Origin of the sequence: Corallococcus aberystwythensis (genome assembly GCF_003612165.1) — a bacterium.
In the GTDB taxonomy this organism is placed as follows: domain Bacteria; phylum Myxococcota; class Myxococcia; order Myxococcales; family Myxococcaceae; genus Corallococcus; species Corallococcus aberystwythensis.
Window position 1 is genome coordinate 1 of sequence record NZ_RAWK01000040.1, and the last position, 19,600, is coordinate 19,600.

The 19,600-nt window shown below is 69.7% G+C and carries 17 protein-coding genes; 8 read left to right on the plus strand and 9 right to left on the minus strand.

Going from position 1 to position 19,600, the window contains the following annotated elements; all coding sequences use genetic code 11:
- On the minus strand, window positions 1–561 hold a 561-nt coding region (locus tag D7W81_RS08790), incomplete at its 3' end, for a TetR/AcrR family transcriptional regulator (protein ID WP_147445390.1).
- Between the two features lie 91 nt (window positions 562–652).
- Here D7W81_RS08790 and D7W81_RS08795 point away from each other — a divergent pair.
- Window positions 653–1,030: a DUF1304 domain-containing protein gene (locus D7W81_RS08795; protein WP_120554883.1), complete on the plus strand. Its 378-nt coding sequence runs from the start codon at window positions 653–655 to the stop codon at window positions 1,028–1,030.
- 11 nt (window positions 1,031–1,041) lie between these two features.
- Here D7W81_RS08795 and D7W81_RS08800 read toward each other — a convergent pair whose 3' ends face one another.
- Window positions 1,042–1,533 carry an FmdE family protein gene (locus D7W81_RS08800; RefSeq protein ID WP_120554910.1) on the minus strand — a complete coding sequence of 164 codons (492 nt, stop codon included), beginning with the start codon at window positions 1,531–1,533 and terminating at the stop codon, window positions 1,042–1,044.
- A gap of 248 nt (window positions 1,534–1,781) precedes the next feature.
- Here D7W81_RS08800 and D7W81_RS08805 point away from each other — a divergent pair, with 248 nt between their 5' ends.
- Together D7W81_RS08805 and D7W81_RS08810 are read left to right on the plus strand one after the other, a co-directional pair.
- Window positions 1,782–2,912: an SIR2 family NAD-dependent protein deacylase gene (locus tag D7W81_RS08805; protein ID WP_120554884.1), complete on the plus strand. Its 1,131-nt coding sequence runs from the start codon at window positions 1,782–1,784 to the stop codon at window positions 2,910–2,912.
- A 46-nt stretch (window positions 2,913–2,958) separates the two neighbouring features.
- A complete protein-coding gene (locus D7W81_RS08810; RefSeq protein WP_120554885.1) occupies window positions 2,959–4,758 on the plus strand; it encodes a hypothetical protein in 1,800 nt (599 codons plus the stop codon).
- 488 nt (window positions 4,759–5,246) lie between these two features.
- On the opposite strand, the gene D7W81_RS08815 is transcribed toward D7W81_RS08810, so the two are convergent.
- The 3 genes from D7W81_RS08815 to D7W81_RS08825 are packed head-to-tail and all read right to left on the minus strand — an operon-like array spanning window position 5,247 to window position 8,402.
- The gene (locus tag D7W81_RS08815; protein ID WP_120554886.1) at window positions 5,247–7,181 is read right to left on the minus strand and encodes a caspase family protein; all 1,935 of its coding nucleotides are present in this window, start codon (window positions 7,179–7,181) and stop codon (window positions 5,247–5,249) included.
- Entirely contained in the window at window positions 7,178–7,897 is a 720-nt protein-coding gene (locus tag D7W81_RS08820; RefSeq protein ID WP_120554887.1) for a hypothetical protein, read from the minus strand. Before D7W81_RS08820 ends, D7W81_RS08815 begins: the two co-directional genes overlap by 4 nt.
- On the minus strand, window positions 7,890–8,402 hold the full coding sequence (locus D7W81_RS08825) for a sigma-70 family RNA polymerase sigma factor (protein ID WP_120554888.1): 513 nt from the start codon (window positions 8,400–8,402) through the stop codon (window positions 7,890–7,892). Before D7W81_RS08825 ends, D7W81_RS08820 begins: the two co-directional genes overlap by 8 nt.
- 146 nt (window positions 8,403–8,548) lie before the next feature.
- Between D7W81_RS08825 and D7W81_RS41865 the strand changes: the two genes are divergently transcribed.
- Both D7W81_RS41865 and D7W81_RS08835 read left to right on the plus strand, forming a co-directional pair.
- Window positions 8,549–9,100, plus strand: coding sequence for a hypothetical protein (locus tag D7W81_RS41865; RefSeq protein WP_147445391.1), 552 nt, complete (start codon window positions 8,549–8,551; stop codon window positions 9,098–9,100).
- A 13-nt stretch (window positions 9,101–9,113) separates the two neighbouring features.
- Window positions 9,114–10,331, plus strand: coding sequence for an MFS transporter (locus D7W81_RS08835; protein WP_120554890.1), 1,218 nt, complete (start codon window positions 9,114–9,116; stop codon window positions 10,329–10,331).
- Here the strand turns inward: D7W81_RS08835 and D7W81_RS08840 are convergent.
- Together D7W81_RS08840 and D7W81_RS08845 are read right to left on the minus strand one after the other, a co-directional pair.
- Entirely contained in the window at window positions 10,312–11,199 is an 888-nt protein-coding gene (locus D7W81_RS08840) for an ATP adenylyltransferase family protein (RefSeq protein ID WP_120554891.1), read from the minus strand. The two genes, D7W81_RS08835 and D7W81_RS08840, sit on opposite strands and share 20 nt — an antisense overlap.
- A gap of 93 nt (window positions 11,200–11,292) precedes the next feature.
- Complete coding sequence (locus tag D7W81_RS08845) at window positions 11,293–12,735, minus strand: hypothetical protein (RefSeq protein WP_120554892.1); 1,443 nt, start codon at window positions 12,733–12,735, stop codon at window positions 11,293–11,295.
- A gap of 237 nt (window positions 12,736–12,972) precedes the next feature.
- Here D7W81_RS08845 and D7W81_RS08850 point away from each other — a divergent pair, with 237 nt between their 5' ends.
- From D7W81_RS08850 to D7W81_RS08860, 3 genes are all read left to right on the plus strand, one after another.
- The gene (locus D7W81_RS08850; RefSeq protein WP_120554893.1) at window positions 12,973–13,533 is read left to right on the plus strand and encodes a DUF2378 family protein; all 561 of its coding nucleotides are present in this window, start codon (window positions 12,973–12,975) and stop codon (window positions 13,531–13,533) included.
- Between the two features lie 131 nt (window positions 13,534–13,664).
- Window positions 13,665–14,750, plus strand: a complete 1,086-nt coding sequence (locus D7W81_RS08855; protein WP_120554894.1) for a hypothetical protein — start codon at window positions 13,665–13,667, stop codon at window positions 14,748–14,750.
- 114 nt (window positions 14,751–14,864) lie between these two features.
- Window positions 14,865–17,045: an FUSC family protein gene (locus D7W81_RS08860; RefSeq protein WP_244227073.1), complete on the plus strand. Its 2,181-nt coding sequence runs from the start codon at window positions 14,865–14,867 to the stop codon at window positions 17,043–17,045.
- On the opposite strand, the gene D7W81_RS08865 is transcribed toward D7W81_RS08860, so the two are convergent.
- The gene (locus D7W81_RS08865; RefSeq protein WP_147445392.1) at window positions 17,020–18,009 is read right to left on the minus strand and encodes a tetratricopeptide repeat protein; all 990 of its coding nucleotides are present in this window, start codon (window positions 18,007–18,009) and stop codon (window positions 17,020–17,022) included. The genes D7W81_RS08860 and D7W81_RS08865 overlap by 26 nt on opposite strands.
- A gap of 186 nt (window positions 18,010–18,195) precedes the next feature.
- Complete coding sequence (locus D7W81_RS08870; RefSeq protein ID WP_120554896.1) at window positions 18,196–19,500, minus strand: glycoside hydrolase family 2 TIM barrel-domain containing protein; 1,305 nt, start codon at window positions 19,498–19,500, stop codon at window positions 18,196–18,198.
- Between the last annotated feature and the right edge of the window lie 100 nt (window positions 19,501–19,600).

The window sequence follows — 19,600 nt, forward strand, 5'->3', positions numbered from 1 at the left end:
CGCCTGGGCCAGCTTCGCCGCGGCGGCCGGGTCCACCCGGGCCGTGACGAGCACCCCGATGACCGCCCCCAGGAGCAGCTCCACCCGCCGCGCCACCGTCTTGCGAGGCAGCACGCCCGCCCGGGCCGCGCCCTCCAGGGCCCGCGTCAGGTGGCCCCGCAGGAGCGCCCGGTAGTCCTCCACCGCCTGCTTTGCCTCCGCGTCATGCGGCCCCAGCTCCGTCGCCGTATTCACCAGCAGGCAGCCCCTCCGCGTCAGGGCCGGCGGCGCGGTGGCCATCGTCGCCGCGAGCGACTCGAAGTATTCCGTCACCTGCTTGAGGCCCGGCACGTCCTTCGCGAAGACCCCCAGCCGGGGCGCGATGACCTCCTGGAGGTACAGCGTGATGGCTCGCGCGAACAGCCCGCGCTTGCTGTCGAACGTCTGGTACAGGCTGGAGCGGTTCAGCCCCGTCGCGGACTCCAGCTCCGACAACGACGTCGCCTCATAGCCGCGCGACCAGAACACGCCTAACGCCGCCCGCACCGCCTCTGTCTCGTCGAACGCCCGCGTCCTCGCCACGTCACCCTCCTTGACAATTCTGAACCGACCGTTTCAATATGGATTCGGAACTGACTGGTTCAGAATACCCAACCCCGGAGGGGGAGTCATCATGTCGCTGCTCGCGCAGGTCTTCGCGGTCATCGCCGCGCTCATCCACGTGCTGTTCTTCGTGATGGAGAGCCTCGTCTTCTCGCGGCCGAAGGTGTGGAAGCGCTTCGGGCTGAAGTCGCAGGCGGACGCGGACGTGATGAAGGGAATGGCGTTCAACCAGGGCTTCTACAACCTGTTCCTCGCCCTGGGCGTGCTGGTGGGCGTGGTGCTGGTGCACACGGGCGCGGTGGCGTCGGGCGTGGCGGCCGTGATGTTCGGCTGCGCGTGCATGCTGCTGGCGGCGGTGGTGCTGGTGAGCAGCAACCCGAAGCTCCTCCGGGCCAGCATCCTCCAGGGCGCCCTGCCGCTGCTGGCGATTGGCTTCGTCGTCCTCTGAGCGGTGTCCGCTCAGGGCGTGACGGTCTCGAAGACGTCCGCGTCCGGCAGGGTGAGGACGGCCCTGCCCGCTTCGCCCAGCATCTCGCGCGGCACGTCACGGAAGCGCTGCACGAAGCTCGCGGACGGGCGCAGGGTGAGGGACTGGCCGGTGTCGCGGTTACGGTACGTGGTCGCGACGTCCTCCGGCGTGGGTGCCGTCACCAACGACAGGTTGAGCTTGCCCAGGCTGGCGCCGGTGGCCGCCGCCGCGCCGTCCGCGACGCAGGTGTATTGAACCTTCGCCGGGCTGTGGTGGATGACCTCCAGCTTGAAGCTGCCCCGGGGCAGGCCCAGCTGCTGGAGTGCGAAGTCGCCCATCCGGTAGCCCGCCACGGCCCACGGCCCCGCGCCGCCATGCACCAGCGCCACGCGCTCCAGCGCGCCGGGTTCAGCGGTGGGCTTCGTGCTCGCGCAGCCCAGGGTGAGGCCCAGCGTGACGGAGAGCAGGAGGCGGCGGTGCATGGACATGGGGACTCCGGAGGAGGGACGGCTGCGCGTTCTATCCGGAAGCCTCGGGCCCTGGCGACCCGCGACTCCGCCTAGGCCTTCGGCCGTGAGCCCTATCCACGCGGAGCACCGCACGAACCTGTGCGACTGTCGGACAGGTTGGGACCACATCGGCGAAGGCGTTCGCGCGAAAGAGGCCGGGACCTGTAACGCGCGGGCCCCGTCCCTTGTCTCTCCAGCCTGCCCCGGAGAATACTCAGGTCGTGATCCACGACGACTCTTCCACACGCATGCTCCTCAGGAGCATCATTCGGGCCAGCAGCGACTTCGATGCGTTCTGTATCGATTTCTTCTCGGACGTGTACGCGCGCTTCTCGTCGGGGATGGACCGCGTGGAGAGAGAGAACCAGCTGCTCCATTTGATTCCGGCCGAAAAGATTATTGCCGCTCTCAAAAAGCGCTACGCCGAGCAGATGGAGCGTGTCGAGAGAAGCGAGTCCACGGGAACGCCACTCGGTCCTCCAGCGGTGAGCACACCGATACATTCCGACCTTCCCATGGAAACGCCGCCCCCGTTGAGCGATCCAGCGTTGGAGGAGCTCCGCAAGGCCTACCGTGACAAGAACCTCATTGCCTTCGTGGGCGCTGGTCTCTCGGCGGCGGCCGGCCTTCCACTGTGGCGCCAGCTTGCGGAACTCCTTCGCGACCATGCCCGCGATCGGACGGTCAGCAAGGACCAGCTCGACGAAATCCAAGTGCTCATCGACAAAGAGCGATTCATCGATGCCTTGTCCGCGCTGAAGTCCGCGTTGGGGGGGGGCGAGTTTTGCAAGGTCATCGAAATGCAACTGGATGATGCAGGACGGCAGCTACCAGAAGTCGCGAAAGCCCTAGCCGCCCTCGGGCTCGCGACTCCTGGGCCTACCCTGCGCGCGGTGCTCACCACCAATGTGGATCATCTTCTGGAACGCGCCTTCGAGGGACGCTGGCCCGCGCTGGCCCGGGCGACGGGCGATATTGCGCAACGAAGGCATTACATCCTCAAGGTCCACGGCACACTCATCGATCGAGGCTCCTGGGTCTTCACTCGCGAGGACTACGACCGGTCGATGTATGCCGACCCCCAGCTCCAGGCCGCCTTCTCGGCGCTATTCCGTACCTGCCCCATCCTCTTCCTGGGCTATGGCCTCGCGGATGACGACTTCGATCAGGTGCTGGCTCATGTGCGGGCGCTTTCTGGAGACCATTCGCCCCGCCATTTCGCGCTCGTAGATGCGAAGACAATGAGACCGAACCGTCAAAGACTCCTAGAAAACGCCGGACTTCGCCTGATCCCCTATCCTACCGGGAAGCACGGGCAGGTCATTGAGGTCTTGCGCTGGCTACGCAGCTGACCCGGACCTTCAATGGAGGTGGTTGACTGTCCTAAGGTGGCCCGCAATGCAGCCCTCCATCGTCAACGCCGAAGCACGAGCCCACCTCCAGGCTGCTCTACCAGCGTCGGCCGAGTTCGACATGTTCTGCGAGGACAACTACCCAGAGGTCCACGCTCAATTCATGGGCGGGATGAACCGGGTTGAGCGGACCAACCTCCTCCTGACGCACGTCAATGCCACGGAGTTAGTTGCCAAGCTCCGCGAGCTTTATGGAGAACGGGCGGGGCCGCAGCCTGCCGGGCCGCTTCCTCCTCGCGAAACCGAAGCTGCGCCGCTTTTTTCCGAGTTCGACGAGTTCCCCACCCTTCGCTCCGCGCTCTCCACGAAGGGCTCCGCCATCGTGGTAGCCCTCTTTTTCTTCGCTCTCGCGCTTGCCGCCACCATTCTCTCAGTCATCACAGGAGCCGACTGCATCCGGTACAAACTCGTCGCGGATGCAACCGCCCGGGGGGCCTGGATTCAAGCTGGCTTCATCGGCCCCAATCATTCGCCCTTCCATCTGATTGTCGTTCCGTTCTTCGTTCTTCTCTCCTTCAGGTATCTTCGAAAAGCAAACCTAGCGCTGATCGAGATGACTAAGAGCACATCGGAACTGGGCCCCACCATGTTCATCATTGACCCGAGCGGCTCCGAACGTCCACTCGGCCCTTTGGACAAGGTGCGGCGCATCAACCGGCGATGCTCCCGGGTAGCTATTGCGCTCGCGGTCCTGGTGGGCTTTTGCCTGTTCAGGGAAGAGTACCGCTCCGTTCCGCTTCCGATATTTGGCTGGGTTCAGGTGCTGCGCATTCATGACCTAGTCGATTACTCGGTCCGTGCTCCCGGAGGCCCTATCGCTGACGATGAACTCCATGGGGGAGGACCCGCTCATGTGGTGCAGACTCTCTGCACAGGCGTGGCGGAACGGGGCAACGCATGCAAGGTGAAGGTCGAGAAGGTTCTCGGCGGCGGCCCACCATCAGGAACTGGAAGGGGCTGGTTCTGGCCCTTCTTCATCGCTGGCATGTCGGCCCAGGCCCTTTTCATTGCCTTCACCCTCCTAATCCTGACGAAGCTTATCGTCACGCTGCACATCATCTACGAAGGACTCGCGTACAAAGACTTCGACCTCAGAACGGGCAGGTACGGCGACATCTATTTGGACTCTATGAGCGCTCTCTCCCGTCTGCTCCACCGAATGGTGAGCAGTTTCTCTCGCCTCGTAGGCAAAAGCGTCGCTCCCAGGGACGCACGCCTAGGCATCCAGTTGCGCTTCAATGCGAGCGATAGACGTTTTGGCCTGGGCGTATGGGACTACGTTTACAACTCGAGCCTGCTGCTGGTTCTGATTGGAGCCATCGCCTTCGCAGCAGTGCAGGTCAACAACATCCCTTCAGGGGACACTTGGTTCCAAAATAAGCAAGACGCACTCTGGGGGCAGGTGGCGCTTCTCGGGCTGCTGTTCTTCGCGTTCCTCCTCATCCTGGCCTTTCCCGCAACGATTTTCTTTCGCCGTGCCGACGACGAAAAGGAAACGGAGATCAACAGGCTTCAAGGCAGAATTGACTCGGTCACCGACCGGGTCGCGAGACAGCGGTTAGAGGAGAATCTGGCTCTCACGAAGGAGCAGTCTCCCTGGCCCATGAAAGACTGGATCTACTGGGTCTTGCTGAGCCTCATCTTTCTCGTGCTCGTGGTCTTCCCCATTTTCCTGCACCAAGAGCCACAAGCTGCCGGCCAGCTCTACAAACCCTCGGTCTGGGTCTGCAATCTGATTCACCAGAACGAGGGACCCGAATGGCATGAGCCGGTAGGGTTGCGGTAGCCACAGCCCGCCCCGGCTTGGCCTCATGCACGCTCGGGGGCCGATGCGATGTCCGCCTACGGAGTGCTGCCCTCGTCAGCCTGCCTCAGGAGTAGGCTCCCTACTTCATGGAGCTTGGTCCGGCACGCCGTCCCGTAGAAATAAGGGGTGCTAACGGAACTGGACTACTCCCAAGCAGCCCCGGGCGGAAGCGGCGCTGCCCCGAAAGCATCCGCACTGCGGGCACGGAGGCAGCGAGGGGAAGAGTTCATGCATGTCGTGCACGTTGGCTGCCGTCACCGACTCGGTTAACGGCAGGCCGTGAGCCTCTACGAGAAGATGGATCATCCGCCCGAAGACGGCCCAGCTTCTTCTTTGGCCGGGGAGGAGGCAGCAGCGGTGCCACGCCCTGCCAGAATGCATCGGGAACGAGCTCGCGGACCCTGCCACACAAGATGAGGATGCCCCTTGTCGCTGGCCAGCCCAGGCCTGACTGTCGTCAGGTGCTGTTAGAGCGCGTACCCGACCATCAGTGACGCGGAGGCCCTGGGCACCAGCGCTGTACCTGTGTCCCGCTTTGCCACGACGCCTCCAGCGGAGGCGCTCAGGAGCATCGACAGACGGCTTCGCACGTCCAGCCTCACGCCGCCGGTGACGAGCGCCAGCGGCTCCAGCCCGAAACGCGCGTCCTCGTTCGGAATGCGCGATTGAAAAGCCGCCAGCGCTCCCGCCTCCACCGTGCCGCTGAACGTCCAGGCGCCGTGCTTCCAATGGGGTCCCGCGCCCAACCGCAGCTCCAGCTCCGTCTGCTGGAAGTCCACGCCGTTGCCCGTTCCGCGCCGCACCGTGAACCCCAGGCTCGACGCGTCCACGCCGGGCAACAGCCATCCTTCACGCATCAGGCGCACGTCCAGGCCCGCGACGGATGACAGACCCGCCACGATGCCCGAAGTCAGCGACGGCCCCACGGCGACCAGCAGCGAGGCCCCTGCCCCACCCTTTCGCGCGAGCCGCGACCTTGCCGCCTCCTCCAGAGGCTCGCCTCCCACGGAGACGGTTCCGTCGAGCGGCACCCTCACCGATCGCTCCAGATAGCCCTCGTCCGCGCGCAACAGCAGCCGGTACGCGCCCGGGGCCACGGCCAGCGTCGTGGGGCCCTCGCCCTTCTCCAGCTCCGCCACCAGCGCGCCACTCTCCGACGCCACCACGAGCCAGCGGCCCGGTGTCTTCACGTCGAGCGTCAGCCGGCCGCGCGCGTGCTGCGGCTCGGAGAGGACCAGCTCCCCGCGTCCGCGCAGGTCCATCCGGAACGTGGGGCGCTGCACGCCTCCGGGTGACACGAGCGTGGACTCCAGCGTCCTTGCATATGCGTAGCGGTAGGCCTCCTCCAGCGTGACGCGTCCATCGCGGGAAGCATCGGCCGCGCCGCGCAGCCCCACCGCCAGGTGATGCGTGAAGAAGGAGCCCTGCAGCGCATCCGATTCCTGCGCGTACTCATCCGCTCCCGACGCACTGATGACGACCCGTCCCTCCAGGTCCGAGGCCTCCATCATCACGGGCGCGGTGACAGGCTTGAGCCCCTTCAGGCGCGTGGCCAACCCGGAGCGGCAGGAGTCCAGGATGAGCAGCCCCACGCCCACCGGCGCGCCCTTGAGGAAGTCCACCAGCTCGCGCATCGGCAGCTCGGTGCCGCGCAGGTGCAGGCTGCCGTCGCCCGCGTGCGACGAGACGTAGAGCAACAGCCAGTCCCTCGGCGTGGCCTCCGCGGCCAGCCGCGTCTGGAAGCGCGTCAGGGCATCGCGCAGCGTCGCGGCATCCGCGCCCAGCAGCGTCATTGTCCGCGCGGGCGGCACGGTGCCCACTTCCTGGAGCACCTCGCGCATCCGCCGCGCGTCGGCTTCCGCGAAGCGCAGCCGCTCCTCGCCGGACAGGCCCTGGTTCTCTCCCACGACCAGTGCCCAGCGGCGCGGCGCGTCCTCCGCGGCGGCCCCCTGGAGCGGCCCCGCCACCGCGAGCAGTATCACGAGCAGCCGCAGCCCCAGGCTCAGCGCCCAGCGGCGCTGCGCCCTCTCAACAACCTCCCGCAGCGGCCCTGTCACCATGAGCAGTCGCAGCGCCCAGCGGAGCTGCGCCCTCTCTGCAACCGCCCGGAGCGGGCCTGTCACGCTGAGCAGCCGCAGCCCCAGGCGCAGCGCCCAGCGGAGCAGCGCCCTCTCTGCAACCGCCCGCTGCGGCCCTGTCACCATGAGCAGCCGCAGCCCCAGGCGCAGCGCCCAGCGGCGCTGCGCCCTCTCCGCAACCTCCCTCAGCGAGCCTGTCCCCCTGAGCAGGACCGCGAGCCCCTGTCTCCACGGGCCCAGTGCCCCGCGATGCAGTGCCTTCCGCGCGGCAACCCGGCGCAGCACCGTGAACACCCGCAGGCCCGTGCCCAACACCGGCTTCACGGCACGACCCTCAGCAGCGTGCGGGCCTGGGCCTTCCCGATGCCACCGGGCGTCTCCACGTCCAACGGCCCCTGCCCCTTCGCGCGAGCCTCCGCGACGTGCTTCGCGAGCACCGCGCGCGCAGGCTCCACCTCCAACGGCGATTCCGAGAAGAACGCATGCAACGCCACCGACCCCGGCGTCACCTCCAGTGGCGGAGACAGCTTCACCTCCGCGCCCTGCTCCACCATGCCGCCCGTCGCGCCCTCTTGCGGCCAGAGCCTCTCCACCGTGCCAGCCTCATCCACCGCGAGCACCAGCACGTTCCGGTATGGCCCCGTGCCCACCGCCAGCGTCACGCGCTCGCCGGGCCTCGCATCCGCCACCGGTGCGCCCTGCTCGGACAGGAGGCGCAGCGCCACGGACCCCTTCAGCCGCACGCCGTCGTCCGTCTCCCTCGGCACGTAGACGACCAGCGCGAGCCCCACCGCCAGCGCCGCCACCAGCGGCACGCCCCAGCTCCAACGGGGCTTCGCGGACCGGGCCCGCTTCTCCTCCAGCCTCGCCAGCACTGCCTTCGCGCGAGGCTCCCGCAGGCTCGACTCGCGCGCCTGCCGCATCCGCTCGGCCAGCATCCCGCACGCCGGACAGGCCGCCACGTGGCGCTCCGCGCGGCCCGAGGCATCCAACCCCGCCAGCCACTCGTCCAACTCCAGCCGTGTCAGATGCTCAGCCACGTCCTGCCTCCGCGACGTCCGGCAGCCGTCCCAGCTCCGCCGCCTTCTTCCGGATGGAGTCCAGGTCCCGGACGATGGTCTTGCGCGACACATCCAGCATCCCGGCGATCTCCTCCTGGGTCAGCCCATCGAAGAAGTGCAGCGTGGCCACTTCCAATTCGCGCTCGCCCATCCGCCCCACGAGGTGGCGGATGAAGTCCGCGGCCTCCCACTGGCTGGGGGTGAGCGCCGCGGCCTCCGGGGCCTCCAGGAGCGCGGGCTCCCGCAGCTGGCGCGAGCGCAGCGCGTTGAGACACAGGTTGGTGGTGACGCGGTACACGTACGTCATCGGACGGGCCTCCCGTCGGAACCGCGCGCCAGCCGTGAGCATGCGCTCGAAGACCTCCTGGACGATGTCCCACGCATCGGCATCGCGTCCCAGCAGTGCGAGCGCACGACGGTGCACCACGGGCGCGAAGCGCTCGTAGAGCTGCCTGAGCTCCTCTGCGTCGAGCCCGCTCCCCATCCGCCTGGTCCGACCTTCCTTTTCGTCCTTCAGACACCCGGCCCCGGCGGCCTGGGACATCGCATCGCATCCGCGATGGGCCGTGGGATACTAGTCGCCCCCCGGCGGCATGTCCCAGGCCGGCCGCACCGGGTGTCCCAAGCGCCGTGAACCGACTCGTCCTCGCCCCCCTCCTCGCGCTCCTGGGCGCCTGCTTCGATCCGCTCTACGAGGACCCGTCGCTCATCGGCGAGGCGTCCTGGGCCGTCTGCTGCGTTCGCGGCCAGGTGGACACCTGCCTCTGCGAGGAGCCCGGCGGCTGCGAGTCCTCCTTCCGGGCCTGCGCATCCGGCACCTGCGCGGCCTCGCTCAGCGACAGCTGCGGTGGAGTCAAGGGGAGCCAGGACGCCGGCGGCGTGCCCGCCGATGGAGGCACCAGCGTCGATGCCGGCACGGGGATGGACGCGGGCACCAGCACCGATGGCGGCGTCAGCATGGACGCGGGCACCAGCACCGATGGCGGAGTCGATATGGACGCGGGCACCGACGCGGGCACCGACGCGGGCCCCCAGCCGACCCAAGGCTACGAGCCGTGCTGCGATCCGAGCAGCCACCGGGTCACCACTTGCCACTGCGCTCCTTCAGGCTGCGGCACCAGCCCGCCCTTCACGCCCTGTGCGGCAGCCCGCTGCGCGCTGGCGGGAGAGTCGTGCGGGTGAGATATCAGCCGGGATGAAGGGCACGTTCCGTTCGCTGCGCGGCTTCAACTACCGGACGTGGGCAGCCGGAGCCATCGTGTCCAACGTGGGCACGTGGATGCAGCGCACCGCCCAGGACTGGCTCGTCCTCACCCAGCTCACCCACAACAACGCCACGGCCGTGGGCGTGGTGATGGCGCTCCAGTTCGCGCCGCAGCTGTTGCTCCTTCCCCTGACGGGCTACGCGGCGGATCACCTGGACCGCCGCAAGCTCCTGTTCGCCACGCAGGCGAGCCTGGGCGCCCTGGCGCTGGGCCTGGGGCTGCTCACGCTCTGGGGGCACGTGCGGCTGTGGCACGTGGACGTGTTCGCGTTCCTGCTCGGCTGCGTCACGGCCTTCGATGCGCCCGCGCGCCAGACGTTCGTCTCGGAGCTGGTGGGCGAGGAGGACCTCTCCAACGCCGTGGCGCTCAACTCCACCTCGTTCCACGCCGCGCGGATGCTGGGGCCCGCCATCGCGGGAGTGCTCATCTCCTGGGTGGGCTCCGGGTGGATGTTCGTCATCAACGCGGCGTCGTTCAGCGCCGTCCTCTGCTCCCTGAGCCTCCTTCGCGTGCATGAGCTGCACGTGCGGGACCGGGCGTCGCGCACGCGCGGGGGCCTGCTGGAGGGCTTCGTCTACGTCTGGAAGCGGCCGGACCTGAAGGCGGTGCTGATCATGTTCTTCCTCATCGGCACCTTCGGGCTCAACTTCCCCATCTTCATCTCCACCATGGCCGTGCGCGCCTTCGGACAGGGCGCCAGTGGCTATGGACTGCTGACGTCCATCATGGCCATCGGCTCGGTGACAGGCGCGCTGCTCTCCGCGCGGCGCGCGCAGCCGCGCATCGGCCTCTTGGTGACGGGGGCCGCGGTCTTCGGGGCGGGGCTGGCGGTGGCGGCGGTGATGCCGGCCTATGCCCTCTTCGCCGTCATGCTCGTCGTCATCGGCGTGTCGGCGCAGACCTTCACCACCACCGCGAACAGCCTGGTGCAGCTGTCCACCGACCCGTCCATGCGCGGGCGCGTGCTCGCCATCCTCCTGGCCATCGCGCTGGGCGGCACGCCCCTGGGGGCTCCCGTCGTCGGGTGGGTCGCGGACACGTTCGGTCCACGGCAGGCGCTGTGCGTGGGCGCCGCGGCGGGCTTCGTCGCGGCGCTCATCGGGCTGCGCTACCGCGCGAAGGCGGCGGCTACTTCTTCTCCGGGATGACCGCGGGGGACTCGATGCCCGCGACCTGGCGCAGCAATTCCAGGGGGCCCAGCGCGGCGACCGCGTCGTACTGCTCCGGAGTGCGCACCAGCAGCGACCCCGCGAACCCCAGCGCGTTGACGTTGACGCCCAGGTGCTCCGCGCGGCTGCGGGGCACGAGCAGCATCCAGTCCCGGGTGACGAGCAGGTTGTACGGCGCGTGCTCGCCCAGGCCCATCGCTTCCCGCAGGAGCCGGTAGGCCGCCAGCATCCGCGCGCCCTGCCCCGGCGCGCCCCAGGGCCCCAGGCCCGCCAGCAGGTGCGCGAACGGCAGTGACTCCGCGGCGATGACGCGGCCCGGCCCGGGCAGCGGAGGCAGCAGCGACTCCACCGGCGCGCGCAGGCTGTCCGGCCCCAGGGGCGGCACCAATTGGAGGTGCTTGTGGCGCTGGCTCGCGCCGGCCGTCTCCCCGGCGTTGTAGAAGGCCAGCCCGTCCAGCCCCTCCAGGCACGTGGAGAGTGCGTCGAAATCCGCGTGCGTCAGCAGCGCGTCCTGCGACTCGAAGGCCCGCGTCACCAGCAGCAGGTGGTGCTCCACGACGTTGAACTTGTTGAGCAGGCACACGTGCGAAGGCGGCACGTCCCCCAGCACGAGGTCCGGCTCCGGGTTCGCGAACGGGTTGAACGGCTCGGCGTTGGATGGCGCCGGCCGCTTGCGCTCCTTGAGCGCCACCCGTCCCAGCACGCGCACCTGGAAGGTCGTGTTCGCCATCGGCACCAGGCGCGCTTCCGTGGCGATGGGCTGGAGCGCCCCGGTCTCCAGCGCGTGGCGCGTGACGGCCAGCGTGCGGGGCCACAGGGCGGCGGGCGTCAGCTGTGTGGCGTTCACGGGCGGGCTCCTGTCGTGTGGCCCCGAGTCTGTGCCGTCCGGTGATGCCAGCGTCAACCCGCTTCCGGAGGGGAAGCGCTCCGGATGTCCGCCTCAGCGCGGAGGACGGAAGACGTATTGATAGACGGGCGACTCACTGCCCGGCGGGTACTGGGCGTCCATGAAGGCCACGTGCGCGTGGTGGGTGATGAGCACGTCCTGGAGGCTGTCGTAGAGCACCACCACGTTCGTGGCCTTGCCGGTGGGGTCCAGGTCCACGCGCACCTTCAGGTTGCCCTTGAGGTCCGGCTTCTCCATCAGGTGCTCCAGGTACAGCGCCACCAGCCCCAGCGACACGCGGTCGTAGATCTGCTCCACCGTGCCGTTCGCGGGCGCGGCGGGCAGCCGCAGCTTCTTGCTCAGCTGCGCGGCCTCCTCCGCCGCCTCGGGCACCGGCCGCTCCGGGGCGGCGAGCGCCACGCGGTACGCAAACACGGCCTCGAAGTAGCGCTCCTGCTTGAGCAGGAGCCGCGCCCGGCGCACCTGGATGTCCGCGCGCCGCGGGGCCAGCACCGCTGCCTGATCCAGCCGCGCCTCGGTGCCAGCGGCGTCCTGCTTGCCCTCCGCCAGCGTCGCCAGCCGCAGGAGCGGCTCCGGGTCCTTGGGCGTCGCCGCGGCCAGACGCACCAGGGCCTTCGCCTCGTCTTCCGGACGGTTCAGCTCCACGTTGAGCCGCACCCAGGTGGTAAGCACTTCCGGCTCCGCCCCCCCGAGCGTCGCGTAGCGCTCCAGCATCTTCACCGCCTGCGCCTTGTCCCCGGCGGCGAGCCACGCTTCGGCCTGCCGCCGGTGCGCCTCGCGGTCATGCGGCTGGAGCGCGACGAGCAGCGCCCCGGCCTCCGCGCCCGCCTTCGCGTCCCCGGCCTCGCGGGCCAGCCGCGACAGCACCTGCAGCGCCTCCGGCTGCTCCGGCCACTCCTTCACCGAGCGCACCAACAGCGCCCGCGCCTCCGCCGCGCCCCCGGGCCGGCCCGCCAGGAGCAGCGCCAGGTCCGTGCGGATGCGCGGGACGTCCAGCTTCGCCATCGCTTCGCGCAGCCGGCCTTCCGCCTCCGCGGGCTTGCCCTCCGCCTGGAGCCGCAGGCCGTCCACCCACAGCGCGGGCGCGAAGCCGGGCACGGCCTTGCGCGCGGTCTCCAGCGGCGCGGCCGCGTCCTTCAACATGCCCCAGCGCACGTACACCAGGCCCATGCCCACGTGCGGCCACGGGTTCTCCGGGTACACCACCGCCAGCGCCTTGAACTCGCTGAAGCTCTCGTCGGACGGCAGCGCGAGGAAGGCCCGGTACACCCGGGGCATCGGGTCCTTGGGCGCCTTCGCCTGCTGGGCGTCCAGCTCCGTGCGAAGCGTGCTGGGGCTGCCCTGGACACGCGCAGTGTCCATCCGCTGGAGCATCGCCATGCCCTCCGCGGCCGGAGCGGGCACCGGACGGGCGCCGCGCGCCGGGAGCGCGCACAGCACGGACAGCAGCAGGCACGTCAGGACACGGGACGTCATCGGGATGGGGGAGGAGCCAGCGGGCCGCCGGAGCCCCTGGACGCTATCAGAAGCCCGCGCCCGGGAACGCGTGGGAGCGTTTACGCACCTTGCGTGAATTCCATGGACACACGCGATGTTTCACGGGTGCGGGCACGGGAGGGAATGGCCCCGGAGGGCGACCGCGCTTTCGGCCGCCGGACGCCACCCGGGCGGTAGGTCTTGACCGGGACCGGCGGTGCTGGGCGGAATGGCCCCATGGCCAGCGCCGAGAAACTCGTATTCCCGACCATCGTCGAAGGACTCTTTGTCCGGGGACTTTCCGGGAAGGTGTCCTTCGCCCTGAAGGAGCAGCTGCGCAAGGAGGGCCTGGACCTGGACCGGCCCCTGCAGCCGGCGTACTCGCTGGACACGTGGACGCGCTGCGTGGCGCTGACGGCGAAGACGCTGCACCCGGAGCAGCCGGAGCAGGTGGCGTGGCGGATGCTGGGCGAGCGGATGATTGACGGCTACCGCGACACGATGGTGGGCCGGGCGCTGCTGGGCGTGCTGCGGCTCATCGGGCCCAAGCGGATGCTCCTGCGCACACAGCACAGCTTCCGCACCGGCAACAACTACACCGAGGTGCGCATCACCGAGCGCGGCGAGCGCGAGGCGGACCTGTGGCTCAACGAGCCCGGCCTGCTGCGCTACTTCAAGCAGGGCGTGATGCTGGCCACGGTGCGCGCCGCCAGCGGCCCCGCCACGCAGGTGGACGTCGTCCAGTACGACGACGACAGCGTCACCTACCGCGTGTCCTGGGGCGCTCCGGGCTCCTGAGTCAGCCGCGTCCCCCCCGCGGATCCGCGACCCGGGGGCCCCTTGCTCGCACCTGTCCCCATCTGCCAGCGTGAGGGCACTCGCGCGGCGTCCGGGCCGTGAACGGCCGCGCGAAGAGGGGGCTTCATCCAATGCCGTCGAGCGAGCGCGCCAACCTGCCGCGCTGGAACGGTCATCAGCGGGGGTTCTTCGAAATCTGGTTCCTGGTGGTGCTCGACCCGGGCGGCGACCGTGCCTGGTGGTTGCGCTACACCCTGTTCACCCCCGCGCCGGGGAGCCCCGGTGAGCCTCGCGCCACGATGTGGGCCGCGGCGTTCGACTGCGCGTCGAGCGACAGGCCCGCGGTGGCGCTCAAGGCCATCCACCCGGCCTCCGCCTTCACCGCGCTGCCCTCCGGCGGGGTGCGCATCGCGGACTCGGAGCTGACGCCCGGCCACTGCCACGGCCAGGTGGCCAGCGGCGGGCACACCATCGCGTGGGACCTGCGCTTCCAGGGCGGAGCCTCCGGGCCGGTGCGCCGCGAACCGCGAGGCACCGCGCTCTTGCCCCTGCCCACGCACGTCGCGCACGTGCACGACGACGCCACCTTCGAAGGCACGGTGACGGTGGACGGAGAGCGCATCGACGTGAAGGGCGCGCCCGGCCTGCAGAAGCACCTGTGGGGCCACCGGCGGCTGGAGGAGCTGACGTGGCTGTACTGCCCGCGCTTCCGCGAGGACCCGGACGCGCGGCTGGAGATCATGGCGGTGCGCGCGAAGCGCAAGCGGGGCCACCCGCAGCTGTCGCCCATCTACCTGCGCACGCGCGACACCGAGCACACGTTCCACGAAATGCCCCACGTGCTCCTGTCGCGTGTGACGTCGCCCGCGTCCGGAGAGCTGTCCTTCCGCGCCGCGTCCGCCACCGTGGCCGTGGAGGGCCGAGCGTGGTGCGACCCGCGCACGCTGGTGGGCTACGCGTACCGCGACCCCAAGGGCTGGGACGTGCTGGTGGCCCAGAGCGACGTGGCCCGCTGCGAGGTGCAGCTCTTCTCCCGGCCGCATCCCTTCGCCGCGTGGCGGCCCACGCAGAAGCTCACCTCCACCGTGGGCGCGCTGGAGTTCCACGGCCCGGAGCCGATGCCGGGCGTGCGCTACATCCCCTGGGACGGCACCGTGCTCGAAGCGGAGGACGCGCCCGGCGACTCCGAGGACGAACCGGCCCTGGGGACGGGCTGAAGCCAGGGACGCCTGTCCCGGCCTTTCGGGAGGGAGGGGCTTGCGGGCCCGGGCCCGGGGTGCCGTCCGGTCATCGGGAGGAGGAGCCTTCCCTGGCTGTGGATGGGGACGGCCGTGGCTACCCTCTGGGGTGACGGCCCGGCGCTCCCCATGCCCCATCACCGGCTGCTGAGACACCTCCAGTCGCTCTTCCGGGTGGAGCCCGGGAGACCGGCCCTGTGGGCGGGCATCCGGGCCGCCGTCGCCACCGCCCTGCCCCTGTGTCTGTCCTTCCTGCTCACCGTGCCCCAGGCTGGCTGGGCGGGCCTCACGGCGCTGCTCGTCACGCTCGCGGACAAGGGCGGCTCCTACCGCGTGCGGGCGCGTGTGATGGGGACGGTGACGGTGCTGGGGGCGCTGGTCGCGATGCTCGCCGCGCCCGCAGGCTACACGTATTGGGTGGACGCCACGCTGCTGCTCCTGGGCGTCACCGCGGCGAACTTCGCGCGCTGCTACGGCGACACGGCGGGCTCCGTGGGAGGGCAGCTCGCGGTCATCTTCGTGGTGTCGCTGGGAGCGCCCGCGGCCTCGCTGCGGGAAGCGGTGCTGCGCGGGGCCGCGCTCCTGCTGGGCGGCCTGTGGGCGATGACGCTGTCGCTGCTCTTGTGGCCGCTCAGGCCCTACCGCCCCGCGCGCCGGGCGGTGGCGCGCGTGTACGAGGGGCTCGCGATGGCGGCGGAGGAACTGCGGATCGCCACGCTGGAGGGGGCCACGTCCGAGGCCTGGGCGGCGGGGCTGAAGCGCTACGCGGGCATCCGCCCGGACATCGAACAGGCACGCGGTGTGCTCGCGGCCACGCGGCGCGGGAGGCCGGACGAGTCCCGGCGTGGGGAGCACCTGCTGGTGCTGGTGGAATTGGCGGAGCCAATGGTGGCGCTGCTCAGCGCGCTGGCGGAGGCGATGCAGGTGGTGGGGCGCGACCCGCACCTGCACGCGACTCGCGAGCGCGTGGCCCGGCTGTGCGAGGCCTTCGCCGCGATGGGCTTGTGGGTGGCGCGAGCGCTGCGGCAGGAGCGCAACGAGGGCATGCGCGAGCCACCACGACTGGCGCTGAGGCCTCGTCGCCGCCAGCCCGCGAGGATGGCCGCGCCGCCGGTGCGGCAGAGCGCGGAGGGGCCCCTGTCCGCGCACGTCGCCACGCTGCTCGACAGGCTGCGCGAGAACGCGGGCGTGGCGCACGAGACGGCCTCGGGCCTGCTCTTCGGCGACCCGGTGCCGGCGCGCGGCCGCGGCAAGGTGGGAGGCCCGAAGCAAGCGCCGGGAGCCTCCCCGTGGCAGCCGCTTCGGGACAACCTGCATCGGGACTCGGTGGTGCTGCGGCACGCGCTGCGCACGGGGATGGTGGCCACGGCGGCGCTGGGGCTGACGCGGGCGTTGCAGGTGGGGGATGCGCACTGGGTGAGCCTGGTGGTCATCTCCATCCTCCAGCCCTACGCGGGCAGCACGGAGGCGCGCGTGCTCCAGCGCACGCTGGGGACGCTGGTGGGCGCGAGCCTGGCGGCGCTCATCGCGACCACGGTGCAGACACCGCCGCTGATGATTGGCGTCATCAGCGTGCTGACGGCCATCTCCGTGGCGCTGCTGCCGCTGAACTTCGGCGCGTTCCAGATATTGCTGACGCCGGACTACCTGCTGATGGCCACGCTCAGCTCCGGGGATTGGACGGTGGCGTCGCAGCGCTCGCTGGGCGTGCTCATCGCGGGGACGCTGGCGCTGGTGGGCTCCTGGACGTTGTGGCCCAGTCCGGAGCGCCGCCGCTTCCCGGACGCGGCGGCCTCCGCCCTGCGCGCGGACGGGAAGTACCTGCGGCAGCTGGCCACGCACCGCAGCGGCACGGAGCCGGCGGTGAATGAAGAGCGCCGCCTCCTGGACCAGGCGCTGCTGGAGGCGGAGTCGTCCTTCCAGCGGTTGATGACGGAATACCGGGGCCCGCCGGGACACCTGGAGCCGGGCATGGCGCTGCTCACCTACGCGAGGAGGTTCGCGCTGGCGGTGACGGCGCTGGGCACGGGGCGCTACGAAGGAAGGACGACGTCGGTGCTACCGCAGCAGCTGGCGCAGCGGGCCAGCGACAGCCTGGAGTTGCTCGCCCGCGCGTTGCAGGAACGCAGAGAGCCCCCGCCCCTGCCGAACCTGGCCCTGCCACGCACGAGCGATGACCCGGTGCTGGGAGCCCTGCTGGAGCGCGTGCCCCGGCAGCTGGGCATCCTGCACGGCGCGGTGGCGCGGATCAGCGAGGACCCGTCACTGCGCTGACGGCCTTGGGCGTGGCGCAGGCGGACTGATAGTCCTGGAGCTTTCGCTGGAAGCGCTCCTGTTCCGGTGCGAGCCATTCCTTCGGCATCAGGTCCACGGCCCGCTGTTGTTCAGCCAGCGCCTCCGTGCACTGGTTCAGCCCAAAGTGCGCGGCGGCGGCGGTCTCCAGCACGTAGGGATTGGGGTGCTCCCCCATCGAGGAGCGACGGATGACAGGACGCAGCACCATCAGCGCGGCGGTGTGCTGGCCGGCCTGGATGCGCAGCCAGGCCATCTCCGCGGCGATCCACTTCTGGGATGGTGCCAGGGCATGGGCCTGTGCCAGCACCTTCGGGTAGTCCGGATCCTCCGGCGTGTGGACGGCGAGCTGCATGGCGAGGTTGACCCACGCCGAGCTGCTCTGGGGAAAATGGGCTACCCGCAGCCGGGCCCACCCCAGCCGCTGCTCCAGCAGCAGATCGTCCCCGCGGGAACCTCCACGCCGGAGGTTGATCATGAAGGTATACGGGGTCGCGACGGCGTGTCCCGCCAGGGTCCAGGGCCGGTAACGGCTTTCGCTGAGCTGGGCAATGAGTCGTTGGGAGGGCCGTCCGGAGCCATCCTCGATGACCTGACAATCCCGCACCCGGTCATCCGTGTCGATGCGGCATTGCAGGACAACCAACGCATACTCACTCCGGGAGGAGACCACGCTGGCGCCCTGGGGATGGGTCAGTGTTCCTTCGATCCGCTCAGGCAGGAGGGTCTGCTCCTTCAGGAACTGACACGCCTTTTCGTAGTCCGCGTCACACGCGGCCGCGATGTCGCCGGCAGCCTGGATGACCTGGGCCTCGGAGGGCTTACCCGCCAGGGTCGCGACGGCTTCGTTGAAGACCCCTGGAGCCTGGCCAGCCTCCAGTTCCAGGAAGGGAGCATCCAGGACACCTTGCCGGGGGGTGCCCCACGCGAGGTGCGGGTTCCGCACCACATCCCTTTCGTAGGAATGGGGGTCGTTCAGGAAGGCTGTCATGGCCAATGACAGATGCCCATGGCTCGCGGAGGGTGGAGGCAGTTTGGGCAGACGCTCGCGGTGGGCACAGCCGACCAGGAGGACCCCTAGTGAAAGAACGAAGAGATGCCAGCGCATGGCGGCGCACTCTAGCGCAAGGACTCAGGGCGCCACCGGCACGGCGACGGACGTCGTGGCGGCAACCAGGTTCCCCGCGCCGTCCTTCGCCAGGCCATACAGCTTGATGGCGCCCGTCACGACAGGCAGGCGCACCCGCCACGTACCGGGGGTGGTGCCCTTCCGGGACTCCAGCACCGTCACGCGGTCGCGCTCCGCGCGGGTCGCCGCGCCCCGGAAGGTGTAGGCGAAGGACACGTCCAGCGGCGTGGCGGAGGTGACGTCAAAGGCCACGTCAGCCCACTCCTTCTCCACGCCCCGGACCTCCAGGTGCACCGGCATGGGCAGCGCAGGCGTTGGCTTCACGCCCGTGTACGCCTCCCGCACCGCGTGCCAGGCCGGGCGCGTGGAGGTACCTGCCAGCATTCCCAGCCACAGCCCGCCATGGTCCAGCGCCGCGCTGTAGTTGAAGACGAACAACCCCAGACACCGGCCCGCCTGGACGTGCGGCGCCAGGGCGTTGCGCCAGCCATCCACGATGACGTCGTACTTCTCCGTGTCGCCGGGTTCCACGGGCAGGCCGCGGGCGTCCTTGGGGACTTCCCATTCCCCCTGGGCACCGAACTCGGTGATGAACCACGGCTTGTGCCCACCGGCCTGTTTCACCGCGTCCGCCAGCGCATGGATGCCCCGGCCGTAGACGTTCAAGCCATACGCATCCAGCGAGGGGACGTACTTCTCCCAGAGCGGTATGCCCAGCGTCCACGCGTCCACGGACAGCACCGGGTGCCCGGGGTCCGCCTTCTTCACCGCGCGGACGACCTTCTCCAGGAAGCGCGCGTAGGCGACCTTCGACGGCCCATCTGGCGAATTGAGGATGACCTCGTTGCCCAGTCCCCACGCGAGCACCGCCGGGTGGCCCTTGAAGCGGCGCACCTGCGCGAGCGTGGCCTGGAACTGCGCCTCACGGCCCTTGGCGTCACGCACGTAGTCAAAGGCGTCGTCGTTCTCCATGCCCGCGCGGCTCGGCCGCAGCCACAGCCCCACGAGAACGCGCAGGCCATGCTTGTGCGCGGCATTGAGCAGCGCGGCCGTTTCTTCGCCAGTTCCCCAGGTGCGCAGTGTGTTGACGCCCAGGGCCTTCAGCTGCTCGCAATCCTTGTCGAAGTTCGCGGGCCCGCCCGTGCCACTGAACGTGACGCCCTTCGCCACGTAGGGCTGGCCATCCACCTCCAGCCTCCAGCCCTCCCCTGCCTTCACGATGGCGGTGCAGGCCTCCGCGTCCCAGGCGGGAAGCAGGAGCGCGGTCAACAGCAGGACGACGGCAAGGGCAGCGCGAACGGTGGCCATTTCCTGAGTCTTAGCGCTAAGCTCACCCAAAGCACGAAGACGTTCCAACTGCGCCACCTCCAGCTACAACCAGCTTAATCAACCCTACACTCACAAGCTC

What these genes read in the sequence shown, in the direction of transcription:
- D7W81_RS08850 (WP_120554893.1), top strand. Translation starts at nt 12,973, where the DNA reads ATGGCCAGCGCCGAGAAACTCGTATTCCCGACCATCGTCGAAGGACTC.
- D7W81_RS08845 (WP_120554892.1), bottom strand. Translation starts at nt 12,735, where the DNA reads ATGACGTCCCGTGTCCTGACGTGCCTGCTGCTGTCCGTGCTGTGCGCG.
- D7W81_RS08795 (WP_120554883.1), top strand. Translation starts at nt 653, where the DNA reads ATGTCGCTGCTCGCGCAGGTCTTCGCGGTCATCGCCGCGCTCATCCAC.
- D7W81_RS08825 (WP_120554888.1), bottom strand. Translation starts at nt 8,402, where the DNA reads ATGGGGAGCGGGCTCGACGCAGAGGAGCTCAGGCAGCTCTACGAGCGC.
- D7W81_RS08835 (WP_120554890.1), top strand. Translation starts at nt 9,114, where the DNA reads ATGAAGGGCACGTTCCGTTCGCTGCGCGGCTTCAACTACCGGACGTGG.
- D7W81_RS08800 (WP_120554910.1), bottom strand. Translation starts at nt 1,533, where the DNA reads ATGCACCGCCGCCTCCTGCTCTCCGTCACGCTGGGCCTCACCCTGGGC.
- D7W81_RS08810 (WP_120554885.1), top strand. Translation starts at nt 2,959, where the DNA reads ATGCAGCCCTCCATCGTCAACGCCGAAGCACGAGCCCACCTCCAGGCT.
- D7W81_RS08855 (WP_120554894.1), top strand. Translation starts at nt 13,665, where the DNA reads ATGCCGTCGAGCGAGCGCGCCAACCTGCCGCGCTGGAACGGTCATCAG.
- D7W81_RS08870 (WP_120554896.1), bottom strand. Translation starts at nt 19,500, where the DNA reads ATGGCCACCGTTCGCGCTGCCCTTGCCGTCGTCCTGCTGTTGACCGCG.